Here is a 22,901-nt window from a genome sequence, read left to right on the forward strand (position 1 = left end):
ACTCAACCCACTCGGCGGTCTCTTCCGGATCACGATCAGGCAGCTGGTTAGTCAACCCGCTGAGGATATGGGAGGTATCTTCTCCTGCAGCCACGTCCAACCTCTCTTTGCGCGCATTCATCGGCGCACTCAGGTCCGGCAGGGTAGCTGCCCGGCGTGAACGCGTCGTGTGCGTCGTATCGGTTACAACAGCCCGGTCATGTGCGCCGGGCAGGGTTCTATCTCGTGTGTATGACTGCCTATTGGGTCGGGGCGGTCGCCCCGCTAGGCATAGTTGTCAACAGTCACTGTAGCTCTGACGGCTTCCGGATGCGTAGCCGCACCTGAACCGCCTGCCCTATTTGACCGTCATACTTGTTGTGTGACGCACAATAAGCCGCACCGCGGCGCACGTAGCTTGAAGCACACGCCCAAAGGGTGTTGGCTTGGAGTAATTGAAATCACTAGGCACAGGAGGAACACGTGAGCGAGGCCGACGCCGCCACTTCGGTAAATGTGGCGGAAAAATTGGGTTTCAAGGACGGGGATCTGATTCAGGAGTTCGGTTACGACGACGACGTCGACTTCGACTTGCGTGATGACATAGAGGATCTGACGGGGTCGGAGCTTCTGGATGAGGATGATCACGACGTCGTGGACGCCGTGATCTTTTGGTGGCGGGACGGCGACGGCGACCTCGTGGACACGCTGGTCGATTCGCTCACGACGCTCACCGAGGGCGGGGTGGTGTGGGTCCTCACGCCCAAGTCCGGCCGTACCGGATACGTTTCGCCTTCCGACATCCAGGACGCCGCCCCCACCGCAGGGCTGCACTGCACGACGTCCGCGGGCGTTTCCAAGGACTGGAGCGCCACGCGCCTGGTGACCAGGAAGAACAAGTGACCGGACAGGCCGCCGTTGCGTCGGTGGATCTGGCGGGAGTCCCTGAGGTTGGGCAGCAGGCCCCCGATTTCACCCTGGTCAATCAGTTCGGTGAGCCCGTCCGGCTTGCCGACTTCCGCGGACGCAACGTGGTGGTTATTTTCTACCCCTTCGCGTTCTCCGGGATCTGCACAGGCGAACTGTGTGAGATCCGCGACAACCTCGCAGCCTTCCAGCATGCCGACGCCGAAGTGCTGGCGGTCTCGGTGGACAGCAAGTTCGCCCTCCGTGCGTACGCCGAGCAGGAAGGCTATGGCTTCAGTCTGCTCGCGGACTTCTGGCCGCACGGCGCCGTTGCCCGGAAGTACGGCGTGTTCGACGAGGAAAGCGGAATGGCGCGGCGCGGGACATTCATCATCGACGCCGACGGAACGGTCCGCTACGTGGTCGTGAATCCGCGGGGCCAGGCCCGGGACCTCGGCGAGTACCGCCGCATCCTGGCAGAACTCGCCCGGGGCTAGGCGCCGGGGTTACCCGATGGACCAGCGGCGGACCGGCACCGGCCTGACAGGGTTTGCCAGTCTGCCGCCTGCCCCGCGCGCCGAGTCATCGGCCAGCGACCTCGATGTGCTGGGCGGGATCCGGGATGTGCTCGCCGGGCTGCCGTTGGCGCTTCTGACCGGGGCGGGGCTGAGCACGGACTCTGGCATTCCGGACTACCGGGGACCGGATTCGCCCCCGCGCTCACCCATGACCTATCAGGAGTTTGTCGGCGATGCTGCCAACCGGCAGCGGTACTGGGCGCGGAACCACATTGGCTGGTCCCACCTCAGGCGGGCCAATCCCAATGCCGGCCATGCCGCCGTCGTCCTCCTCGAGCAGCGCGGGCTCCTGACCGGACTGATCACCCAGAACGTGGACCGTCTTCACGAGGACGCGGGCAGTACCAACGTAGTTGACCTTCATGGACGCTTCGACCAGGTGATTTGCCTGGACTGCCGCCGCACCTACTCGAGGCAAATGCTGGCCGGGGTGCTGGAGGAACTGAACCCGGACTTCCTGGATCACGCCACCACGTCCGGTCTTGTCGAAATGGCCCCTGATGCCGATGCCACGGTGGAGGACCTGCGCCTGATCCGCAGCTTTGTGGTCGCCCGCTGCCCCGCGTGCGGTGGGGTCCTGAAACCGGACTTTGTGTACTTCGGTGAAAACGTCCCCAAGGACCGCGTGGAGCGGGCATACGCAATGGTGGATGAAGCCGAGGCCCTGCTTGTTGCCGGTTCCTCACTAAGCGTCATGAGCGGGCTGCGGTTTGTCCGCCATGCCGCCAAGCAAGGCAAACCTGTTGTCATCATCAACCGTGGCCAGACGCGCGGCGACGACCTCGCCACGATCAAGCTGGAAGCCGGAGTGAGCGAGTCCCTCGCCTGGCTGGCCGAAGAATTGCCGCCGCTCCCGGCAGCCTGACCCGATTAGCGTTTGGGGGCACTGTTCGGGTAGAGTCTATGTTCGTTGGTTCGAGCGCTTCGGCGCGAAAAACCTCTCTTTGGGTCTTTAGCTCAGCTGGTAGAGCGCCACGTTTACACCGTGGATGTCATCGGTTCGATCCCGGTAGGACCCACCTTCAAACCCCGTTTGACCAAGTTCTTGAACCTGGTCAGGCGGGGTTTTCTGCGTTTCCCACTGCGTGACTGTGGCCCCGAAAAATGTCGGTGCCCGGCCTAGCCTGCGGGCATGGAACACGTACTTGTGAGGGTTGATGCCGACGGGCAGCCGGGGGCTGTCATCCGCGGCGGGCGGGAATGGACCGTAGGCGCGGAACCGCTGCGGTGGTTTGAACGCGTCAGCTGGTGGGAAGCGGAGCGCCGGATGCCGCTGGGACGTAGCCGCGTCGACGTGGAAGTGTGGCGGCTGCAGGCCCGGCTGGGGCGTAACGGGGGATCGGAGCTGACCACCATGGAGATCATCCGCGACGGACTCGGCGGCGGTTGGAGACTGCGGAGCGCGGTGGCGGACAACGCCGCTGCCGGTAACGCGGTTGCGACTGCGGCCTGAGCAGAGGGCTTCGGACCCGGAAAGGCCGGAAAACCAGAAAGGCCTAAGAATTGGATAAGCCTTCCACCGCGACTATTGGGGGATGCCGCGGTGGAAGGCTTGACGTTGAATATACCGTGAACTTTCGGAAACACGAAACTGTTGCGGGCCGGCCTCCGCGCGCCGTCGGCAGGAAGGGTCCCGGCATGCCTTCAGCAGCAGCCGCCCAGCCAGTATGATGGTATGTGTTCAGTTGACTGGACGCTTTGGCATCGTCGCCGGTGTTTGGTGCGCGATGCAATCTGCTTGCCCCCACTGTCTGAGCGCGTATCGAAAAGGAGAATCATGGCCGATTCCCGCACCCCCAAAGCCAACGACGGACTGGGCAGCGCGTCCCCGGCGCCTGCCGTCACAAGGGCTGCCGCCGTCCTGGAGTCGCTCGCAGCGTCTGCCACTGGCCGGTTGACGCTCAGTGACCTCGCCCGGGACCTCGGAATCCCCAAATCTTCGACCTCCAACCTCCTGTTGGCCCTCGAGGAGGCCAGGCTTATCAGCAGGCAGGGCGCCGAATACACGCTGGGGCGCAAGCTCGTTGAACTGGGCGCCGCCTACCTGAGCCGGCTCGACGAAGTCCAGGAGTTTTACCGTTTCTGCGAGCAGGCGCCCACGCTGTCCGGTGAAACGGTGCGCATTGCCATGCTGGACGGCACCAACGTCATCTACCTGGCTCGCTATGAGGGCCATCCCGCCGTCCGTCTGACGTCCAATATTGGCGACAAGATGCCGGTTTCCCTTTGCGCCGTAGGCAAGGCCCTCATTGCGAGGCTTCATGACCATGACATCGATGCGATGTTCACGGACGACGCGGAACTCCCGGTGCTGACACCCAAATCGCTGCGCACGGGAGCGGAGCTGAAGGCGCAGCTGGAGGAGATCCGCGAGCAGGGCTTCGCGTTTGAAGACGAGGAATCCACCACCGGCGTGGTGTGCCTCGCCGTGACTGTGCCCACCCGCGGAGCCCACGGCCCCAGCCTTGGGCTGTCCGTCACCGCCCTGAAGGCGACCTACTCACAGGAGCAGGGCGCGCAGATGGTCAAGGAGCTCAATGAGCTGGCGAGGTCCCTGGGTAACCCCATGGGCTAGCAGGATTTCCCGGAGCTCTTGGCGCTCCGTTCATCATGTTGTACGCTGTTCAATATAGTGATCGACGCGATGGTGTCGTCACTACTCACCAGGCCAACGGGGGTCTGGTGTCTTTGAGGGAGCGCTAGTGACAACTCGTACTGATTCACAGCTGGCTGATGCGGACGGCGCCGTCGTCGAACCGGAACAGCTGCGCAGGGCAACGCTTGCCAGCTCCGTAGGCTCCGCTCTGGAGTACTACGATTTCTACATCTACGGCCTGGCTTCGGCGCTGATCTTCGGGCCGCTGTTCTTCAAGCCGCTCGGCGATGAGGGTGCACTGATCGCATCATTCGCCACGTACGGTGTGGGCTTCGCTGCCCGCCCGTTCGGCGGGATCATCTTTGGTTTCATCGGCGACCGGTTCGGCCGGAAAATGGTCCTGATTCTCACGATCGGCCTGATGGGAACCGCCAGCTTCGCCATCGGACTCCTGCCTACCTTCGAGCAGGCCGGCATGCTGGGTGCCATCCTCCTCGTAACGTTGCGTATCCTCCAGGGGCTTGGTGCGGGAGCTGAGCAGGCAGGTGCCACCACCTTGATTTCCGAAGTCGCTCCGCGCCGCCGCCGTGGCTTTTTTGCTTCCCTTCCGTTCGTGGGGATCCAGCTGGGCACGCTCCTGGGTGCCGGCACGTTTGCGCTGATCGCCATGGCGGACAAGGCCGTACTTGAGGGCTGGCTGTGGCGTGTGCCCTTCCTTGCGAGCATCCTCCTGATAGCTGTGGCTATCTTCATCAGGCTGCGGCTCAAGGAAACGCCTGTGTTCCAGGAGCTTGAGAAGCACAAGAATGTCGTCAAGAACCCCATTGGCCAGCTCTGGAAGCACTCCAAGAAGAATGTCCTGGTGGGCATCGGCCTGCGCATGGGCGAGAACGGCAACTCCTCGATCTACTCTGCGCTCCTGATTGCGTTCATGGCAGCCCCGGCCGGCGTTTTCCCGGGCGACAAGTTCATCGGACCCGTCGGCCTCCTGATTGCTGCCGGATTTGCCGCCATCCTTGTGGTCACCTTCGGTGCCCTGTCCGACCGCTTTGGCCGCGTCCCGGTATACCGTTACGGCGCGCTGTTCCAGGCCCTGATTGCCTTCCCGGCGTTCTACCTCGTAACGCTGGGCAACGTGACCCTGGTCTGGATGGTCATGGTGGTGGGCATCGCCATCGGTGTCCAGTCGATGCTCGGCCCGCAGTGCCCGCTTCTGCCGGAGCTGTTCGGATCGCAATACCGTTTCACCGGCGTCGCCATGAGCCGCGAATTCTCCGCCGTCCTGGCCGGTGGCCTGGTTCCGCTGGTGGGCGCGTCCCTGCTTGCGGTAACGGGTCACTCCTGGCTGGTGCTGGCCATCTACTCGCTGGTCCTGGCCCTGATCTCCTTCGTGAGCACCTTCTTCACGCCGGAAACCAAGGGCCGCGACCTGGTTGCAATCGAGGACGCCCGCTAGGAGCAACGCGGCTAGACAGCACACAGCGCGAACGCACACTTGCGGCCCATCCCTTCACGGGGCGGGCCGCAAGTGGACGTTCGCGCTTGGCGTTGGGGCCTGAAGTGTACGCTCGCGCAGGAGCAGACGCGGGAAGGGCCCAACAGGAAGAGCCGGGCAACCCTGGGGCTGCCCGGCTCTCCGGTGTTTCTGCTGCAGGCGTGTCCTGCGGCAGGCGGTTTAGTAGAAGTGGACCGTATCCACGAGGTGGGGGAGTTCGCCGCCGTCGAGGAATGTCCTGAGGTTGCTGCAGAAGCGCTCCGCGATCAGGCGGTTCTCGGCGGCGCTGAGGGCCGAGGTGTGCGGCGACACCAGGACACGCGGGTGGTTCCACAGCGGGCTGTCCTGCGGCAGGGGCTCGACAGCGAATACGTCGAGGCAGGCGTAGGCCACCTGACCGTTATCCAGGGCTTCGAGCAGCGCATCCTCGTCCACCACGGTTCCGCGGCCCACATTCACGAAAACCGTGCCGGGCTTCATGGCCGCAAAGACCTCGCGGTTGAACAGCTTCTCCGTGTAGGGGGTGCCCGGGAGGGTGTTCACCACGGCGTCGGCCGAGGCGAGCAGCCCGGCCAGGCCGTTGTTGCCCGCCACTTCCTCGATGCCGTCGATCGGCTCCACGGAACGCTTGGTGCCGCTGACCTTCATGCCGAGTGCGCGGGCGATGCGGGCGGTTTCCAGCCCGATCTCCCCGAGCCCGGTGACCACCAGGGAGGAGCCGTTGACCAGTTTGGTGGGTATCCGCAGCTCCGGCCAGACTTTGGCGGCCTGGTCCTGGGCGAGCTCCGCGGTCCGCTTGAAACCGTTGAGGATGCCCAGCGCCGCAAACTCGGCGAGGGGCAGGGCATGCACCCCTGCGGACGTGGTCACGCTGAACTTGTTCAGGGTCCCGGCGTCGAGCCCGGAGGCCTTAACCGCCCCGCCGGCGCCCGCCGCCATGGCGTGGATCCACTGCAGGCGCGGGTTTTCCTTCGCGATTCGCGCCAGGCCGGCGGGGCTTTCATTCGGAAAGCCGTACAGCACGTCGGCCCTGCCCAGCATCTCCCAGTAGCGCTCCTCCTGCTCGGGCGTGCGCTTGAAGTCGGGGTCGCCGGCGTGGTCTGCCGGGAACCGTTCGGGCGGCAGCAGGTCGGGCTCATAAAGGACGGTCACGGAGGGATCTACGGCGCGGATGCGTTCCACGAACTCGGCTTCGAGCGGGACGGCGATCGCGACGGTGGTTTCAGTCGTCATACTGTTCATCATACTGAATAGAGGCTAGAATACTGAACAGATTTCCGGGGATCGACCAAAATTGACCACAACGAAGTGAGGTTCCGCTGCAGATGAACATACAGAGAGCAGGCTTCGTGGGCCTGGGCCTGATGGGGGCGCCGATGGCGGCGAATCTTGCGCGCGCGGGCTGGGCGGTGACGGCATGGAACAGGTCGCCTGCCGCGCTGGAGGATTTCCGCCGGCTCGGCGGGTCCGCTGCGGAAGCCGTGGAGCAGCTCAGGGACGAGCCGGTGATCGTCTTCATGCTGCCGGACCTTGCCTACATTGAGGACGCGGCGGCCGGGCTGCTCGCGAGCTGGCGGACGTCACCGCCGGCGGCGAATACTGCCGTGGTGGTCATGAGCAGCGTTTCCCCCACGGCGGTCAAGGCGTTCGGGCAGAAGGTCCGGGCGGCCAGTTCAGGCCATGCCGTGGTGCTGGACGCGCCGGTCAGCGGCGGGACGAAGGGTGCGATCGATGGCACGCTGGCGATCATGGCCGGCGCGGACGACGGCGCCGACTTCCGCAGGCTGCTACCGCTTTTCGAGGCCATGGGCACCACTGTGAGGCTGCTGGGACCGCTCGGTGCCGGGTCCCTGGCAAAGGCGTGCAACCAGCTGGTGGTCGGAACCACGACGGCGGCGCTCGCCGAGGCTGCCGAGCTCGCCGAACGCTCGGGCGTCGATGTCGCGGCCCTCTTCGAGGTCCTGTCCGGAGGCCTCGGCGGCAGCCGCGTCCTGGACCAGGTGGGCCCGCGGATTGCCCGGAAGGACTACACTCCCACCGGGCCGGCAAAGTTCATGCACAAGGACCTGACCTTCGTCGTGGAGTCCGCCGACGCCGCCGGGGCCGCCGTCCCGATGGCGCGGGCCGGCGTCGGGCTTTATGCCGAACTGAAGCGCCAGGGCCTGGGGGACCAGGACCTTGCCGTCGTCCGGCAAGCTATTTCAAACCTCAGCAGGACGGGCGCCGTGAGCGCCACAGAAAGGACCTCTTCATGACTTCACTTTTTGATTTGACCGGGCGGGTTGCCCTGGTGACGGGTTCGAGCCGGGGGATTGGTAATGCGTTGGCGCGGGGGCTGGCTGATGCGGGTGCGACGGTGGTGTTGAACGGTGTGAATGCGGAGCGGTTGAAGGCGGCTGAGGCTGCGATGGCCGCGGATTATGCGCCGGGGCGGGTGCACAGTGTGGTGTTTGATGTCACGGATGACGCTGCGGCTGCGGCGGGTGTTGCGTGGGTGGAGGAGCAGGTGGGTCCGCTGGAGGTGCTGGTGAACAATGCCGGGATCCAGCACCGGGTGCCGATGCTGGAGTTGGATGTGGCGGATTGGGAGCGGGTGATCTCGACGGATCTGACCAGTGCGTTCCTGGTGGGGCGGGCGGCGGCCCGGCACATGATTCCGCGGGGGCACGGGAAGATCATTAACATCTGTTCGGTGCAGACGGATCTGGCCCGGCCCACGATCGCCCCGTATGTGGCGGCGAAGGGCGGGTTGCGGAACCTGACCCGGGCGATGACTGCTGAGTGGGCGGGTTCGGGGTTGCAGATTAACGGGATCGCGCCGGGGTATATCCATACCGAGATGACGCAGAACCTGGTTGATGATGAGGCGTTTAATGCCTGGATTCTGGGCCGGACGCCGGCGGCGCGGTGGGGGACGGTGCAGGATCTGGCGGGCCCGGCGGTGTGGCTGGCCTCGGCGGGGTCTGATTTTGTGAACGGGCAGACAATCTTTATCGACGGCGGAATGACGGTGGTGGTCTGATGACACACGCAGCAGCAGAAACAGAAACAGCAGAAACAGAAGCAGCAACAGGAGCGGCGGCTACGGTGCTGCCGGTGTCGGGTCCGGCGGTGGTGGCGCATGGCAAGGGGGATTTGCGGGTCGATGAGGTCCCGCTGAAAACCCCGGCACCGGATGAGGCGGTGGTGGAGGTGCTGTATGGGGGGATTTGCGGGTCGGATCTGCATTACTGGCTGCACGGGGCGGCGGGCGAGTCGATCCTGAAGGCGCCCCTGGTCCTCGGGCACGAGATTTCCGGCCGGGTGGTCCGGGCCGCCGCGGACGGGTCCGGGCCGGTGGCGGGGACGCCGGTGGCGGTGCACCCGGCCACCCCGGGACCGGGTGACGGGACGGTCCGGTACCCGGCGGAGCGGCCGAACCTGTCCCCGGGGTGCACGTACCTGGGGTCCGCGGCGCGGTTCCCGCACACGGACGGGGCGTTCAGCCGGTACGTGACCCTGCCGGTCCGGATGCTCCGGGAACTCCCGGAAACCCTGGACCTGCGGACGGCGGCTTTGATCGAACCGGCGTCTGTGGCCTGGCACGCCGTTGCCCGGGCCGGGGAGGTGGCCGGCAAGACCGCGCTGGTGATCGGGTCCGGCCCGATCGGGGCGCTGGCCGTGGCTGTCCTGAAGCGGGCCGGCGCGGCCCGGATCGTGGCGGTGGACATGCATGCCAGGCCGTTGGAGATCGCCGCGGCGGTGGGCGCGGACGAGGTCCTGACCGCCACCGACGGTGAGGCGATCGCCGCGGTGCAGGCCGACGTCGTGATCGAGTCCTCCGGGAACCACCACGGCCTGGCCTCCGCGATTCAAGGCGCGGGCCGGGGCGGGACCGTGGTCATGGTCGGGCTGCTGCCCACCGGGGCGCAGCCGGTCCTGATCTCCCTGGCCATCACCCGGGAACTGGACCTGAAAGGTTCGTTCCGGTTCAACGACGAAATCGACGAGGTCATCACCGCCCTCGCCGACGGCACCCTGCACATCGGCCCGGTCATCACCCACGACTACCCCGTGACCGACGCCCTCAACGCGTTCGAAACCGCCCGCGACTCCGCCCAATCCGGCAAAGTCCTCCTCAACTTCGGAGGAACAGGAAACTAAGCCGAGTGCTGGCGTGGTTGCAGCGGAACGAAAACCCTCGGCTGCTCCACCCACACGGGCTCCATTTCGGAGATGGTGCGGCGCATGATCCTGCTCGACGCTTCGCGGGCCTCCGACGCATGGCCGCCAAAGATGGCTTCGGCCACATCCAGGTGCCACTGCAGCGTGAGGTCCCGCGGGCGGTCGGGCATGAGCCCATGCACGGTGCGGCCGGTCAGGGTTTCGGCCACCTGGCCCACAAGGTTGGCGAACATCTCATTGCCGGAGCCGCTGAGCAGCAGGGAATGGAACTGGATGTCCAGCTCCAGGAAGCGCGGCACGTCGCCGGCCTGGCCTGCTTCGCGCATGGCCACGGCCACGTTGAGCAGCTCCTGCCGCAGTTCCTGCGGCGCGTTGACCGCAGCGAGTTCGGCGGCCACGGGTTCGACGGCGGAGCGGAGTTCCGCCAAGGAACGCAGCTGGGCGCCGCGGCCTTCCCCTGCCAGCCGCCACCGGATCACCAGCGGATCGAACGGGTTCCAGCGGTGCGCCGGCAGGACCTTGATGCCAACGCGCTTCGTGGTTTCCACCAGGCCCAGCGACTGCAGCACACGGACAGCTTCCCGAATCACAGACCGGGAGACCTGCAGTTCATCCTCCAGCTGCTCTGCCAGCATCACGTGACCTGGCGGGAGGCTGCCGTCGACGATTCTGGTACCCAGGTGCTCGACGGCACGGTGGTGGAGGCTGGTTGACATAGAGGTAAGCATAATCGGGCCGGGAGGCTTTGTTGTCCCGGACCAAGGGTGTCTGGACGCCGCCGGAGGGGCGCATCATAGACTCTTTATGGAGCGATTTGCGTCCAAGGAGTGGTCACCCGCTTTCGCCCCCGTCCGTGAATATATATGCTTTATTCAGCAGCCTGCTTTCCTGAGGGTGTTCCGCAACGCATGCGGAACCCCTGCACATACGTCGCACACACTGAATTGGAGTTTCTTGATGTCAGCACAGATCGGTGTCACCGGCCTCGCGGTGATGGGCGCCAACCTGGCCCGCAACCTTGCCCGCAACGGCTTCACGGTTGCCCTGCACAACCGCTCGGTCGGCAAGACTGACGCCCTGCTCGAAAAGCACGGCCACGAGGGCGACTTCGTCCGGACTGAATCCCTTGAAGAACTGGTCAACTCCCTCGAAAAGCCGCGCCGCGTCCTGATCATGGTCAAGGCCGGCAAGCCCGTTGACTCCGTGATCGAGCAGCTCGAACCGCTGCTGGAGGCCGGTGACATCATCATCGACGCCGGCAACTCGCACTACGAGGACACCCGCCGCCGCGAAGCCGCGCTGGCCAAGAAGGACCTCCACTTCGTGGGTGTCGGTGTCTCCGGCGGCGAAGAGGGCGCCCTCAACGGCCCCTCCATCATGCCCGGTGGTTCCAAGGAGTCGTACGACGCCCTGGGCCCGCTCCTTGAGAAGATCTCCGCCAAGGTCGACGGCCAGCCCTGCTGCGCCTGGATCGGCACGGACGGCGCCGGCCACTTCGTCAAGATGGTCCACAACGGTATCGAATACGCCGACATGCAGGTCATCGGCGAGGCCTTCGATCTCCTCCGCTCCGGCGCCGGGATCGAGCCCGCTGAGCAGTCCAAGATTTTCACCGACTGGAACAAGGGCGAGCTGTCCTCGTTCCTGATCGAAATCTCCGCCGAGGTCCTGGGTCACGTGGACGCCAAGACCGGCAAGCCGTTCGTCGACGTCGTGGTGGACGCCGCAGGCCAGAAGGGCACCGGCCGCTGGACCGTTATCTCCGCCCTCGAGCTGGGTTCACCGGTCTCCGGCATCGCGGAGTCCGTGTTCGCCCGCGCTCTGTCCTCCCAGTCCGGGCAGCGCAAGCTCGGCCAGGAACTGCTGGCCGGCGAGGAAATCGCCGTCGAGATCCCGGAAACCTTCGTCGAGGACGTCCGCCAGGCACTGTACGCCTCCAAGCTGGTCTCCTACGCCCAGGGCCTGGACATGCTGACCTCGGCCGCCAAGGAGTACGGCTGGGACCTCAAGCTCGACGAGATCGCCTCCCTGTGGCGCGCCGGCTGCATCATCCGCGCCGAACTGCTCAAGGACATCACCAAGGCCTACGCTGCCGACGAGAAGCCCGCCAACCTGCTGTTCGCCCCGGCCTTCACCAAGGCCATCGCAGAAGCCCTTCCGGCCTGGCGCCGCGTGGTCGCTACCGCTGTCCAGCTGGGCATCCCGGTGCCGGTGTTCTCCTCCTCGCTGGCCTACTACGACGGCCTCCGCCGCGAGCGCGTCGCCGCTGCCCTGATCCAGGGCCAGCGCGACCTCTTCGGTGCCCACACCTACGGCCGCATCGACGCCGAGGGCACGTTCCACACCCTCTGGGGCGAGGACAAGTCCGAGATCGAGGCAGTGGACACCCACTAGCCACACCCGCGGTGTAACACATGAACGGCCGGCCCTCCCGGATAGTCTGGGAGGTGCCGGCCGTTCGTGTGTCCGGCTCCAGCCGTTCTTACGACGACGACGCCGATCCGCCCTGAGCCGAATTACCCCGAGGAGTGCCGAGTGCCACAGCCCGTAGCGATTGTCACCGGAGCCTCCACCGGCATCGGATTCGAGTCGGCCAAGCTGCTCAGCGCCAACGGATTCACCGTCTACGCCGGCGCCAGGCGGGTGGACAGGATGGAACCGCTCAAGGCGCTCGGGATCAAAGTTCGGGCACTGGATGTCACGGACGACGCGTCCATGCAAAGCCTGGTGGCAGCGGTGCTTCAGGAGCAGGGCCGGATCGATGTCCTGGTGAACAACGCCGGCTTCGGCTCCTTCGGTGCCCTGGAGGAGATGGAGTTGGCGGAGGGCCGCAGGCAGTTCGACGTGAATGTCTTTGGCCTGGCGCGGATGACGCAGCTGGTCCTGCCTTCAATGCGTGCAGCAGGGCGGGGCAGGATTATCAACATCTCCTCCATCGGAGGGAAGTTCTATGAGCCGCTGGGCACCTGGTACCACGCCACCAAGTTCGCCGTTGAAGGGCTCAGCGATGCATTGCGGCTGGAACTGAAGCCGCACGGGATCAGGGTGTCCATCATCGAACCCGCCAGCACCGTTACGGAGTGGGGCGGGATTGCGGCCGACGGGCTGCTGGCGAGCTCAGGCGGCGGGCCGTACGCGGCCCAAGCCAGGGACATGGCAGCCGTGCTGGCGTCCACGGAAAGGCCCGCCACGTCCACCCAGCCCGACGTCGTCGCCGGTGCGGTGCTGCTGGCAGCCACGGCGGCCCGTCCCCGGACGCGTTACCCGGTGGGCAGGGGCGCCCGCGCCATCACGGCGCTGCGGCGGCTCCTGCCCGACCGGGTCTACGACCTCGCGGTAACGGCGGTACTGAAACGCATCGCCCGCTGAGGCGGCCGGACCCAAAGGGCACAACCGGAGCCAATGGGCACATCCGGCCCTAAGAACAGGGTCAGATCCGGTATTCGATGTAGTACTCTGCCGGGTCCACGGCGGGCTTGGTCTCGCGCTGAGCATCGCGGTGGCGCCAGCTTGCCGGGATGCCCGTGACGATGGACTCGGGCGGAGCATCCTTGACCACGACGGCGTTCGCCCCCACGGCGCTGTCGTTGCCGATGACGATCGGCCCCAGGATTTTTGCGCCAGCACCGATCGTCACCCGGTCCCCGATGGTGGGGTGGCGCTTGACCTTCGCCAGGGAACGGCCGCCGAGCGTGACGCCATGGTAAATCATGACGTCCTCGCCGATCTCGGCCGTTTCGCCGATGACCACACCCATGCCGTGGTCGATGAAAAAGCGGCGTCCGATGGTGGCACCGGGATGGATCTCGATGCCGGTGAGGAAGCGGGTGAGCTGCGAGATGAGCCGGGCCGGGAACCGGGTGGACGGATTCTGCCACAGCTTGTGCGTCAGGCGGTGCGCCCAGATGGCGTGTAGCCCTGAGTACGCGAAAAAGTTCTCAAAAGAACCTCGAGCCGCCGGGTCGTGGGACCGGGCGGCGTCGAGGTCTTCCTTAAGTCTTGCGAAGAAACCCACAAAGATCTTTCTACAGGAAACGGAATGCAGCTGGCTAAGGTCTAGCCGCGGATGTCGTCATAGAGCACGGTGGAGATGTAACGCTCACCGAAGTCGCAGACGACCGCCACGATCAGCTTGCCCGCGTTCTCCGGGCGCTTGGCCAGTTCGAGGGCGCCCCAAACGATGGCGCCGGAGGAGATGCCGCCGAGGATGCCTTCCTTCACGCCTAGCTCGCGGGCCACGGCCACGGAGTCCTCCAGGGTGGCGTCCAGGACCTCGTCGTAGACATTGGTGTCCAGGAGTTCCGGGATGAAGTTGGCGCCAAGGCCCTGGATCTTGTGCGGGCCCGGTGCACCACCGTTGAGGATGGGGGAGTCCTTGGGTTCCACGGCAACGATCTGGACGCCGGGGTTGCGCTCCTTCAGGACCTGGCCGACGCCGGTGATGGTTCCGCCGGTGCCGATGCCGGAGACAAAGATGTCCACCTTGCCGTCGGTGTCTTCCCAGATTTCCTCGGCCGTGGTCTTGCGGTGGATCTCCGGGTTGGCTTCGTTGGCGAACTGCTGGGCCCAGATGGAGTTCTCGGTGTTGGCCACGATTTCCTGGGCCTTCTCCACGGCGCCGCGCATGCCTTCGGAGCCCGGGGTCAGCACAATCTCGGCACCGAAGGCGCGGAGCATGACACGGCGCTCGGTGGACATGGTTTCCGGCATGGTCAGGATGACCTTGTAGCCGCGGGCTGCGCCCACCATGGCCAGGGCGATGCCGGTGTTGCCGGAGGTGCCTTCGACGATGGTTCCGCCGGGCTTCAGTGCGCCGGACTTCTCCGCTGCGTCGATGATGGCGACGCCGATACGGTCCTTGACGCTGTTGGCCGGGTTGTAGAACTCAAGCTTCACCGCAACGGTGGCGTCCAGGCCTTCCGTCAGGCGGTTGAGCTTGACCAGCGGGGTGCCGCCCACCAGCTGTGTTACATCGTCGTAGATCCGTGCCATGTGTACTTGCGCCTATCTCTCAGGAGGGAATACTTTGGTCAGCCTAACGATGGGGTCAGTGCCCCTGCTAAGCATTAAGCCATGCAGAGTAATATTTCCGTGCCTTGGCCAGCTTCGGGTTAATAATGACCTGGCAATACCCCTGCTCCGGGAACTTGGCGTAGTAGTTCTGGTGAATGTTCTCCGCCGGATAGAACACAGGGAGCCGGCTGACCTCGGTCACAATCGGCCGGGACCATAGTGCCTGGTTCCGTTCGATCGCCTCCTCGAAGAGGATCTTTTCCTCGGTGGTCTCATAGAACATTGACGAGCGGTACTGCGTGCCGACGTCGTACCCCTGGCGGTTGCGCGTGGTTGGGTCGTGCAGGGCGAAGAACATGTCGAGGATGACCTCGGCCGGGATGACCTCCTCATCGAAGGTCACGGCAACCACTTCCGCGTGCCCCGTGGTGCCGGAGCAGACGGAATAGTAGTCCGGGTCGCGTTCGTGGCCGCCGGTGTATCCCGAAACCACCGACGGAACGCCCTTCGTTTTCTGGTAGACGGCGTCCAGGCACCAGAAGCAGCCCCCGCCAAGCACAAAAGTTTTCATGTCCTCTTCAATGGTTCGCAGGCGCCGATGATTCCCCGGGCCACTGTAATGATTCCCCCAGCCCACCCTAGAGTCACATGCCGGGCAGAGGCCAGAGGCGACTGTAGGGTAAAAATATGAGTATGGAACCTGTGAACAGTGACGTTGCAGCGGAACCGGAAGGCGCTCCCGACGCCGCGGAGTCACCCGCCGCTGCAACGCTGGGGCAGCTCATGCTGGCCGTGGAGGAGCTCTGGCCGGAGTCACTTGCAGAGGCATGGGACGAGGTGGGGCTCGTGGCCGGCCATCCGTCCGCCGAAGTCACGCGCGTCATGTTTGCCGTGGACCCTACGCTTGAGGTCATCGACGAGGCCATCGAGTGGGGCGCGGAACTGCTCATCACCCATCACCCGCTGCTCCTCAAGGGTGTCACCTCGGTTGCCGCCAACACAGCCAAGGGCCGTGCGGTCCACCGCCTCATCGAGTCCGGCACGGCACTGCTGACGGTCCACACCAACGGCGACTCAGCGGTGGGCGGCGTTTCCGACGTCTTGGCCGACGCCCTGGGCCTGGAGAACGTATCGCCGCTGACCCCGGCGGCCGACGGCCTTCCGGAGGAAGGCATCGGGCGCGTCGGGGACCTCAACGAGTCAATCACCCTGGGGGAGTTTGCTGCACGGGTCTTCGGCATCCTCCCCTCGGTGGCCGGCGGAGTGCGCGTGTCCGGGGACAAGGACGGACTCGTGCAGCGGGTTGCCGTGTGCGGCGGGGCAGGGGATTCCCTCTTCGACGCGGTCCGGGCCAGCAACGCAGACCTGTACGTCACCGCAGACCTGCGCCACCACCCGGCATCCGAAGCCAGGGAGGCTGCCGTGAACGGCCGTCCCTACCTCATCGATGTCTCGCACTTCGCCAGCGAATGGCTGTGGCTGCCGGCCGCCGCCGAGGCGCTGGGCAATGTGCTCGCTGACCAGGGCCTCGACGTCGAAGTCCGGGTCAGCACCACCAACAGCGACCCGTGGGACTTCATACTCACTCCCGGCTAAGCCTGGCGTGCGAAGTCCGTCGGAGGGCCCACGCCGGCGAGGGGCCCGCGCCGAGCGCAGCGAGGTTTGGGAGCCGGTGGGGATGCGCAGCGAGGCTGGGGAGCGCGTTAGGCGCTAGAGTCTAGAAGACCCCACAGGGGTGCCGGCCCCGGGCCGGATGGGATCAAGCGGAGGTAAACGTGGCCAAGGCAGCACCGGCGGAACAATTGAAGTTGCTCGAGCTCCAGGGCATGGACGCCCGGCTGAAGTCACTCTCCAACCGCCGCCGCAGCCTTGAGGCTGATCCCCGGATCATCGATCTTGAGGCCGCCCTTGGCGTTGCCAACGGGGAACTGGGAGCCGCGAAACTCGCCGTCCACGACGCCGAAGCGGAACTGAAGCGGGCCGAGGCGGATGTGGAGCAGGTGGCAACCCGGATCGAACGGGACGAGGCCAGGCTCAACAGCGGTACCGGCCTGTCCAAGGACCTCGTCGCCCTGCAGAAGGACATTGCCTCGCTCAACAAGCGCCGGTCTGACCTGGAGGACGTTGAACTGGAGGTCCTGGAACGGCTGGACGGCCTGCGCGAACGGCAGGCGGCGCAGCAGACTATCGTGGACGACATCCAGGGCTCGTTCGGCGGGATCCGGGCCGAACTCGACGCCGCGCTGGCCGAGGTCGCCGCCGAGGAGAATGAGGTGGCCGGCAAGCGGACGGGCTTCGCCGCGGGGCTGGACACCGGAATGCTTGCGGTCTACGAGAAGACGCTGGCCCGCCGCGGAGTGGGCGCGGCGAGGCTCTTCCATGGCACCTCGGAAGGGTCGGGCATGCAGCTGAGCCCCGGCGACCTGGCCGAGATCAAGGCCGCCGCTGAGGACGACATCGTGTTCTGCCCCGACTCCGGCTGCATCCTGGTGCGATCCGCCGAGTGGGTCTGACCCCCTCGCCCAACTAGCTCGCAGTTGATGTCGTTTTGCGGGCTCAAAACGACATCTATTGCCAGTTAGTTGGGCAGGACGATGTTGAGGGCGTGGGCCTTGCGTGCCGTGCCCGGAACGAGTTCGGCCCGCCACTTCTCGGCCGCCGCTTTCCGCAGCTGCTCCGGCGTGGCCGGGGCCTTGCCCCGCCGCGTCAGCAGGTGCCGGGCCAGCTCGCCACGGGTGTGCTTGGCAAAATGGCTGACCACCTTGCGCACGCCGTTCACGTCCGTGAACACGTTGACCGTCACGGTGTCTGCCGGCGGGGGAGTCCACGCGGCTGCATAGGTGCTGGACCGGCAATCGACCAGGAGCCGGCCGCCGGCAATGTCGCCGAGGGCATCGGTCAGCTGCGGTTTCCAGAATGAGGCAAGGCGTCCGACGTCGGGCAGTGCCGTTGCCATGGACAGCCGGTAGGCGGGCACGGAGTCGGCAAACCGGATGGCGCCCCACAGTGCGGAGATGACCAGCACCGATTCATCCGCCCGGCGCCGCTGGGCCGGCGTCATCGACTTGTAGCCGAGGGCGTCATAGAGCACGCCGGAATACACCTGGTGTGCCGGCGCCGCCGGTTCGGCGTGGAGCCGGGTGTTGCGTTCGACGTCGTCCTTAAGAGAGGCTCCGACGCCGAGCAGGGCGAGGGCGTCCTCGTGCGCACTGACTGTCCCCAGCGCGTCGAGCACCTTGGCCCGGTAGGTGTTCAGCACGGGGAAACTCAACGAAGCCCAGTCCATGGCGTCGCCGCGGACGGGCGGAGTCTTGCCTTCGGACGGGGGGAGCAGAATCAGCACCGTACGATCCTACCGGTCGGGGGCGGGATCAGATGCGGCGCGGATCCGTCGGCGTGGGTGGGTTCAGCCCAGGGAACGGCCCAGGAAGTCCAGCACGTCCGGAAGGACGGACCGCCAGTACAAGGCGTCGTGGCCGCCGGGCCGAAAGCCGCCCCCCACCCGGCCGGGAAGCCCCGAGCGGTACTGGCGTACCGTGGAGGCCAGATCATCCCCGCTGCCGCAGTCGATCCGTTTCGGAATCGCTGCGAGCCTCGGCCGGAGCGCAAAAACGTTATTCGCCCCGAAATCAGCCGGGCCGTCAAAGGCACCCTGCATGCCCTCCTCATAGCTGGACCAGACGGCCGGGCTCATGGCCGCAACGGCGCGAAGTCCGGAGACCCGGCCCCGCGACGCCAGGAGGAGGGCGCCGAACCCTCCCATCGACGTGCCGAAGATGCCGACCTTTCCGAGATCCAGCCCCTGCTCGCCCAGGAACGGCAGGAACTCCTCTGCCAGCATTGACTGCGTGTCGCTGCCGTCGGCGCGGGCATGCCACCAGGAGTCGCCGCCGTCCACGGCGGCAACCGCAAAGGGCGGCCCGCCGTCGTCCAGATGGCGCTGCAGAGCCCGGTCCGCTGCCAGGTCGCGCAACAGAACCTCGTTGCTTCCGCCGCGCCCGTGCAGGAAGACCGCCACCGGCAGCAGCTGGTTGGCCTGCTCCGGAAGCGGCACCGCCAGGGACCAGTGTGTGATGACAGCGGGACGGAACCGGGAGACAAATCCGCCGGTCCGGGTCGACACCGCGGAAGTCGGCACTGTGGATGTCGGCCCTGTGGAAGGCTGCACGGATGCCGGGGGAGCGGGCGGGATGGCCGCCGTCGTTGTTCCCGCCGTCGGGCCGGGAACCGGCGGGGGCGGGCCCGTGCAGGCTGACGTCGCGGCAGTCAGTCCGGCAGCGATTCCCGCCAGCTGCAGCATGCGTCGCCGTGGAAAGGACGGCCGTGGAAAGGACGACTGGTCCATTTCCCGATCTTAGACCCCGGAACCGGCGCGTGTCCGGGGGCCGCTGGAAAGCCCGTAAACTGGACTGCGGATGGGTTGACCAGGCGGCCGCGCGCCACGCAAGTGGCTCGAGGAACGTCCGGGCTCCACAGGGCAGGGTGGTGGGTAACGCCCACTCGGGGTAACCCGCAGGCCAGTGCCACAGAAAACAGACCGCCTGCGTCGCGCCGATTTGAAAGCGGCACGAAGCAGGTAAGGGTGAAACGGCGGTGTAAGAGACCACCAGCTTCCCGGGTGACCGGGAAGGCTAGGTAAACCCCACCCGGAGCAAGGCCAGACAGGACACGTTCGAGGGCTGCCCGCCCGAGTGTCCGGGTAGGCCGCTGGAGGGCGTCGGCAACGGCGTTCGTAGATGGATGGCCGCTACTCCCGTGTTGGCAACGGCGCGGGAGCACAGAACCCGGCGTATCGGTCAACCCATCCACTCACCTGACCGCTCCCCTGCGTCAGGCTGCGTCCTGGCCAGGAACTCCGTGACTGGGACAGTCCGGGTTGGTGGGGCGGGGATGCTGCGGGCTGTACCGCCAGGGTGCACACGTGCATCCGGGTGTGCGGTTGGTTGGGCGTTGCCATGCACTCCCGGCTCCCAGGGCGACCATTTCATACATCGTTTGGCCTTTCTCTCGCAGACGGCTTTTTACGAGTGCATCGCCGTCAGGGCCGCCAGCATATGGCCCGGCGAAGGCCCGCGGATAGTGGTTGCCGGGATTGCGTCGATAACAATGCAGCATCGTGCGCCGGCGTGCACAGAGCAGGCCTCACCTCCGGTGTGAGTGATTTCACGGGCTCCCGGGCGTTTCAGGCTCCGGGGCCGCCCTAGAATGGATGGTGAACGTAGAAGTTCTACCGCCGGATCTGCGTTCGCAGCCGGCGGTTTTTCTTTGCACGGTCAACGGCATCCGGGGTAGACCGAAACCCTGCCGGTGCCAGCTTGCCCTGGATAACTTCCAGTGGCCGCCATCCGGTTTACGAGGACGTAGCCGGTTGAACCAAGGAAGGTAGTTCTGTGAGCCAGACGTCAGATTCTTGTCTTGATACGTGGATGGGCCGGGAGGCGCTCGCCGAGGCCATGATTCCGGTTATCGGCCGGCTGTACCGTGAAAACAACGTGGTTACCTCCATCCACGGCCGCAGCCTGATCAACAAGTCCACCATGAACATCCTCAAGGCGCACCGCTTCGCGCGCCGGATGAGCAAGGATGAGCTGCTCCTGGAGGAGACGGCGCCGCTGCTGAACACGCTGGCACAGCTGGACCTGGGTGCCGCTGCCATCGACATCGCCCGCCTGAACCAGAAGTTCAAGTCCGACGGCGGCGACCTGACTTTGGAGGAATTCCTCCGGGCCGAACTGGCCGAGATCGTGGGCAAGCGTGGCGCTGACGACCGCACCAGCACCGACGTCGTGCTTTACGGCTTCGGCCGCATCGGCCGGCTCCTGGCGCGCCTCCTCATCGAAAAGGCCGGCGGCGGCCACGGCCTGCGGCTGCGGGCCATCGTGGTCCGGCGCGGCTCCGACAACGACCTGACCAAGCGGGCCAGCCTGCTGCGCCGCGACTCCGTGCACGGCTCCTTCGAAGGCACCATCAAGGTGGACACCGAGGCCAACACCATCACGGCCAACGGCGTGCAGATCCAGGTCATCTACTCAGACAACCCCGCCACCATCGACTACACCGCCTACGGCATCAACAATGCCCTCGTGGTGGACAACACCGGCCGCTGGCGCGACGCGGAGGGCCTTGGCCAGCACCTGCTGAGCAAGGGCGTGGCCCGTGTCCTGCTGACCGCGCCGGGCAAGGGCGAGCTGAAGAACATCGTGCACGGCATCAACCACCGCGACATCACCGATGCCGACCGGATCGTGACGGCAGCCTCCTGTACCACGAACGCCATCACCCCGGTCCTGAAGGCGCTCAACGACAAGTACGGCGTGATCCACGGCCACGTCGAGACCGTCCACTCGTTCACGAACGACCAGAACCTCATCGACAACTTCCACAAGGGCGACCGCCGCGGCCGCTCCGCCGCGCTGAATATGGTGATCACCGAGACCGGTGCCGCCAAGGCCGTGGCCAAGGCGCTGCCCGAACTGCAGGGAAAGCTCAGCGGCAGCTCCATCCGGGTGCCCACCCCGGACGTCTCCCTCGCCGTCCTGAACCTGAACCTGGAACGCGGCACCACCAAGGACGAGGTCAACAACTACCTGCGTGAGATGTCGCTGCACTCGGACCTGCGCAAGCAGATCGATTACATCGACTCGCCCGAGGTGGTTTCCACCGACTTCGTGGGTTCCCGCCGGGCCGGCATCGTTGATGGGCTCGCCACGATCGCCAACGACAAGAACCTGGTTGTTTACGTCTGGTACGACAATGAGTTCGGCTACAGCTGCCAGGTGGTCCGCGTCATGGAGGAAATGGCGGGTGTCAACCCGCCGGCCTTCCCCGCCAAGGACTCCGAAAAGGACGCCGCCCCGGTCCTGGCCGTGGCAGCCTCGGTCTAACTGAAGCGTTCCGTCAGCCCCGCCGGCACACCTGTGCCGGCGGGGCTGACCCGTTCCCGGGAACTTCCCGGGTAATTCTCTGGAATCAGCCGGAAAACGGGCACAGACTTGTGTCATGGAACAGAACCCGACACTCCAGCATGAAACAACCCTGGAACATGCCCTCGATGTTGCAAAGGCCAACCAGAAGGAAGCTCAACGGCTTCTGGACCAGGCGCGCACCTCACATGCGGCAGGGGAAATCGGCGATGACAGGGTGGCCCAGCTGGAGCGGCTGCTTGATCTCGCCAACACCGATCTTCACCGGGTCATGCGCGAGCAGTAGGTGACCAGCCCTCCACAGGGCACCTGTCCTCCACACTGTGGATACCGGCACAGCGGCGATGGTTTCGCCTAGGCTCCTGGTTGTGTACCCACAACCAGCCCGCGGCTCCCAAGGCACGGGAACGCCCCGTTGAGCCTCAGTTGGGCTGGCTACCGGCGTGCCCGCCGCCGCTCCCGGCAGGCCTGGGCGGTGCTCGGTGCCGCCGCTGCATCTGCGGTCACCGCCACCGTGTGGTTTTTTACCGCAGGCCAGTTCATCGCGGCCGAGCCTGCCGTGTCGGGACCCAGCGAGGCGCCGGTGTTCGATGCCGCCTGGATGAAGCCCGTGACATCGCCATACCCGGTGCCGCGGGGCGGCGCAGCCGCCGCACTGGAAGCACTGGCCGTGAAAGGCAGGGCATCCGGCAGCGACTATGACCGGTCCGCGTTCGGCCAGGCCTGGCAGGACGCCGACCACAACGGCTGCGACACGCGCAACGACATCCTGCGCCGGGACCTATACGACGTTGCGTTTACCAAGGGATCAAAGTGCAAGGTCGCCGCCGGCACCGTGCATGAGCCATACGTGGGCCTTGTGGTCAGGTTTGTCCGCGGTGCTTCCAGCAAGGACATTCAGATCGACCACGTCGTCGCGCTGGGCGATGCCTGGCAGAAGGGGGCCCAGCAGCTTACGGCGCAGCAGAGGCAGAACCTTGCCAACGATCCGCTCAATCTCATTGCCGCGGACGGTGACGCCAACCAGGAGAAAAGCGCGTCGGACGCCGCCACGTGGCTGCCGAAGAACAAGGCGCTGCGGTGCCACTACGTGGCGCGGCAGATTTCAGTGAAGACAGCGTACGGCCTCTGGGTCACCCAGCCGGAGAAGGACGCCATGGCCCGCGTGCTGGATTCGTGCCCGCAGCAGCAGACGGTGGGGCCCCGGTAGGGCCGCAGCGCGGGAAGGCAACGGCCGGGACCGCGCC

Annotated in this window: 23 protein-coding genes, 1 tRNA gene and 1 other RNA gene; 18 read left to right on the forward strand and 7 right to left on the reverse strand. The window is 65.8% G+C overall.

From position 1 onward, the window contains the following. Positions 1 to 462: 462 nt before the first annotated feature. From ACFRAU_RS24640 to ACFRAU_RS24670, 7 genes are all read left to right on the forward strand, one after another. Positions 463 to 882: a DUF3052 domain-containing protein gene (locus ACFRAU_RS24640; RefSeq protein WP_377998097.1), complete on the forward strand. Its 420-nt coding sequence runs from the start codon at positions 463 to 465 to the stop codon at positions 880 to 882. Continuing rightward, complete coding sequence (locus ACFRAU_RS24645; protein WP_377998098.1) at positions 879 to 1,382, forward strand: peroxiredoxin; 504 nt, start codon at positions 879 to 881, stop codon at positions 1,380 to 1,382. The genes ACFRAU_RS24640 and ACFRAU_RS24645 overlap by 4 nt, the downstream gene beginning before the upstream one ends. A gap of 16 nt (positions 1,383 to 1,398) precedes the next feature. Continuing rightward, positions 1,399 to 2,328, forward strand: coding sequence for an NAD-dependent protein deacetylase (locus ACFRAU_RS24650; RefSeq protein WP_377998099.1), 930 nt, complete (start codon positions 1,399 to 1,401; stop codon positions 2,326 to 2,328). An 81-nt stretch (positions 2,329 to 2,409) separates the two neighbouring features. After that, positions 2,410 to 2,482: transfer RNA gene (locus ACFRAU_RS24655), tRNA-Val, on the forward strand. Positions 2,483 to 2,595: 113 nt separating this feature from the next. Continuing rightward, positions 2,596 to 2,916 (forward strand): hypothetical protein, encoded by a 321-nt coding sequence (locus ACFRAU_RS24660; RefSeq protein ID WP_377998100.1) that lies wholly within the window; start codon positions 2,596 to 2,598, stop codon positions 2,914 to 2,916. Positions 2,917 to 3,240: 324 nt separating this feature from the next. Then, positions 3,241 to 4,038 carry an IclR family transcriptional regulator gene (locus ACFRAU_RS24665; RefSeq protein WP_377998101.1) on the forward strand — a complete coding sequence of 266 codons (798 nt, stop codon included), beginning with the start codon at positions 3,241 to 3,243 and terminating at the stop codon, positions 4,036 to 4,038. A gap of 127 nt (positions 4,039 to 4,165) precedes the next feature. Further along, positions 4,166 to 5,515, forward strand: coding sequence for an MFS transporter (locus ACFRAU_RS24670; RefSeq protein ID WP_377998102.1), 1,350 nt, complete (start codon positions 4,166 to 4,168; stop codon positions 5,513 to 5,515). Between the two features lie 219 nt (positions 5,516 to 5,734). Here the strand turns inward: ACFRAU_RS24670 and ACFRAU_RS24675 are convergent, their stop codons facing one another. Continuing rightward, positions 5,735 to 6,799, reverse strand: a complete 1,065-nt coding sequence (locus ACFRAU_RS24675) for a D-2-hydroxyacid dehydrogenase (RefSeq protein WP_378001832.1) — start codon at positions 6,797 to 6,799, stop codon at positions 5,735 to 5,737. Positions 6,800 to 6,879: 80 nt separating this feature from the next. On the opposite strand from ACFRAU_RS24675, the gene ACFRAU_RS24680 reads away from it, so the two are divergent. From ACFRAU_RS24680 to ACFRAU_RS24690, 3 genes are read left to right on the forward strand one after another with little or no spacing between them, the layout of a single operon-like run. Continuing rightward, positions 6,880 to 7,809, forward strand: a complete 930-nt coding sequence (locus ACFRAU_RS24680; protein WP_378001833.1) for an NAD(P)-dependent oxidoreductase — start codon at positions 6,880 to 6,882, stop codon at positions 7,807 to 7,809. Then, on the forward strand, positions 7,806 to 8,576 hold the full coding sequence (locus tag ACFRAU_RS24685) for an SDR family oxidoreductase (protein ID WP_377996925.1): 771 nt from the start codon (positions 7,806 to 7,808) through the stop codon (positions 8,574 to 8,576). Before ACFRAU_RS24680 ends, ACFRAU_RS24685 begins: the two co-directional genes overlap by 4 nt. After that, positions 8,576 to 9,697: an L-idonate 5-dehydrogenase gene (locus ACFRAU_RS24690; RefSeq protein WP_378001834.1), complete on the forward strand. Its 1,122-nt coding sequence runs from the start codon at positions 8,576 to 8,578 to the stop codon at positions 9,695 to 9,697. Before ACFRAU_RS24685 ends, ACFRAU_RS24690 begins: the two co-directional genes overlap by 1 nt. On the opposite strand, the gene ACFRAU_RS24695 is transcribed toward ACFRAU_RS24690, so the two are convergent. After that, entirely contained in the window at positions 9,694 to 10,434 is a 741-nt protein-coding gene (locus tag ACFRAU_RS24695; protein WP_377996104.1) for a FadR/GntR family transcriptional regulator, read from the reverse strand. The genes ACFRAU_RS24690 and ACFRAU_RS24695 overlap by 4 nt on opposite strands. A 241-nt stretch (positions 10,435 to 10,675) precedes the next feature. Between ACFRAU_RS24695 and gndA the strand changes: the two genes are divergently transcribed. Further along, entirely contained in the window at positions 10,676 to 12,112 is a 1,437-nt protein-coding gene (gndA, locus tag ACFRAU_RS24700; protein WP_377996103.1) for an NADP-dependent phosphogluconate dehydrogenase, read from the forward strand. A 141-nt stretch (positions 12,113 to 12,253) separates the two neighbouring features. Further along, the gene (locus ACFRAU_RS24705) at positions 12,254 to 13,087 is read left to right on the forward strand and encodes an oxidoreductase (RefSeq protein WP_377996102.1); all 834 of its coding nucleotides are present in this window, start codon (positions 12,254 to 12,256) and stop codon (positions 13,085 to 13,087) included. Positions 13,088 to 13,148: 61 nt separating this feature from the next. Here ACFRAU_RS24705 and epsC read toward each other — a convergent pair whose 3' ends face one another. The 3 genes from epsC to msrA form a co-directional block, all read right to left on the reverse strand. Continuing rightward, positions 13,149 to 13,733 carry a serine O-acetyltransferase EpsC gene (gene epsC / locus ACFRAU_RS24710; protein ID WP_306924128.1) on the reverse strand — a complete coding sequence of 195 codons (585 nt, stop codon included), beginning with the start codon at positions 13,731 to 13,733 and terminating at the stop codon, positions 13,149 to 13,151. A 41-nt stretch (positions 13,734 to 13,774) separates the two neighbouring features. Further along, the gene (gene cysK / locus ACFRAU_RS24715) at positions 13,775 to 14,710 is read right to left on the reverse strand and encodes a cysteine synthase A (protein WP_377996100.1); all 936 of its coding nucleotides are present in this window, start codon (positions 14,708 to 14,710) and stop codon (positions 13,775 to 13,777) included. A 67-nt stretch (positions 14,711 to 14,777) separates the two neighbouring features. Further along, the gene (msrA, locus tag ACFRAU_RS24720) at positions 14,778 to 15,302 is read right to left on the reverse strand and encodes a peptide-methionine (S)-S-oxide reductase MsrA (protein ID WP_378001835.1); all 525 of its coding nucleotides are present in this window, start codon (positions 15,300 to 15,302) and stop codon (positions 14,778 to 14,780) included. A gap of 122 nt (positions 15,303 to 15,424) precedes the next feature. On the opposite strand from msrA, the gene ACFRAU_RS24725 reads away from it, so the two are divergent. Both ACFRAU_RS24725 and ACFRAU_RS24730 read left to right on the forward strand, forming a co-directional pair. Continuing rightward, entirely contained in the window at positions 15,425 to 16,327 is a 903-nt protein-coding gene (locus tag ACFRAU_RS24725) for a Nif3-like dinuclear metal center hexameric protein (protein ID WP_377996108.1), read from the forward strand. 179 nt (positions 16,328 to 16,506) lie between these two features. Beyond that, a complete protein-coding gene (locus tag ACFRAU_RS24730) occupies positions 16,507 to 17,244 on the forward strand; it encodes a zinc ribbon domain-containing protein (RefSeq protein WP_378001836.1) in 738 nt (245 codons plus the stop codon). A gap of 65 nt (positions 17,245 to 17,309) precedes the next feature. On the opposite strand, the gene ACFRAU_RS24735 is transcribed toward ACFRAU_RS24730, so the two are convergent. Further along, entirely contained in the window at positions 17,310 to 18,074 is a 765-nt protein-coding gene (locus ACFRAU_RS24735) for a YaaA family protein (protein ID WP_378001837.1), read from the reverse strand. Between the two features lie 63 nt (positions 18,075 to 18,137). Continuing rightward, complete coding sequence (locus ACFRAU_RS24740) at positions 18,138 to 19,076, reverse strand: alpha/beta hydrolase (protein ID WP_378001838.1); 939 nt, start codon at positions 19,074 to 19,076, stop codon at positions 18,138 to 18,140. A gap of 71 nt (positions 19,077 to 19,147) precedes the next feature. Here ACFRAU_RS24740 and rnpB point away from each other — a divergent pair. The 4 genes from rnpB to ACFRAU_RS24760 all read left to right on the forward strand — a co-directional run bounded on the left by rnpB (position 19,148) and on the right by ACFRAU_RS24760 (position 22,864). Further along, positions 19,148 to 19,539, forward strand: an RNA gene (gene rnpB / locus ACFRAU_RS24745) — RNase P RNA component class A. Between the two features lie 582 nt (positions 19,540 to 20,121). Then, positions 20,122 to 21,615 carry a glyceraldehyde-3-phosphate dehydrogenase gene (locus tag ACFRAU_RS24750; RefSeq protein ID WP_377996094.1) on the forward strand — a complete coding sequence of 498 codons (1,494 nt, stop codon included), beginning with the start codon at positions 20,122 to 20,124 and terminating at the stop codon, positions 21,613 to 21,615. Positions 21,616 to 21,730: 115 nt separating this feature from the next. Next, entirely contained in the window at positions 21,731 to 21,940 is a 210-nt protein-coding gene (locus tag ACFRAU_RS24755; protein ID WP_377996093.1) for a hypothetical protein, read from the forward strand. A gap of 129 nt (positions 21,941 to 22,069) precedes the next feature. Next, positions 22,070 to 22,864, forward strand: a complete 795-nt coding sequence (locus ACFRAU_RS24760; protein WP_378001839.1) for an HNH endonuclease family protein — start codon at positions 22,070 to 22,072, stop codon at positions 22,862 to 22,864. Positions 22,865 to 22,901: the final 37 nt, after the last annotated feature.

The sequence above is a fragment of the Arthrobacter sp. NPDC056691 genome (assembly GCF_042791415.1).
In the GTDB taxonomy this organism is placed as follows: Bacteria; Actinomycetota; Actinomycetes; order Actinomycetales; family Micrococcaceae; genus Arthrobacter.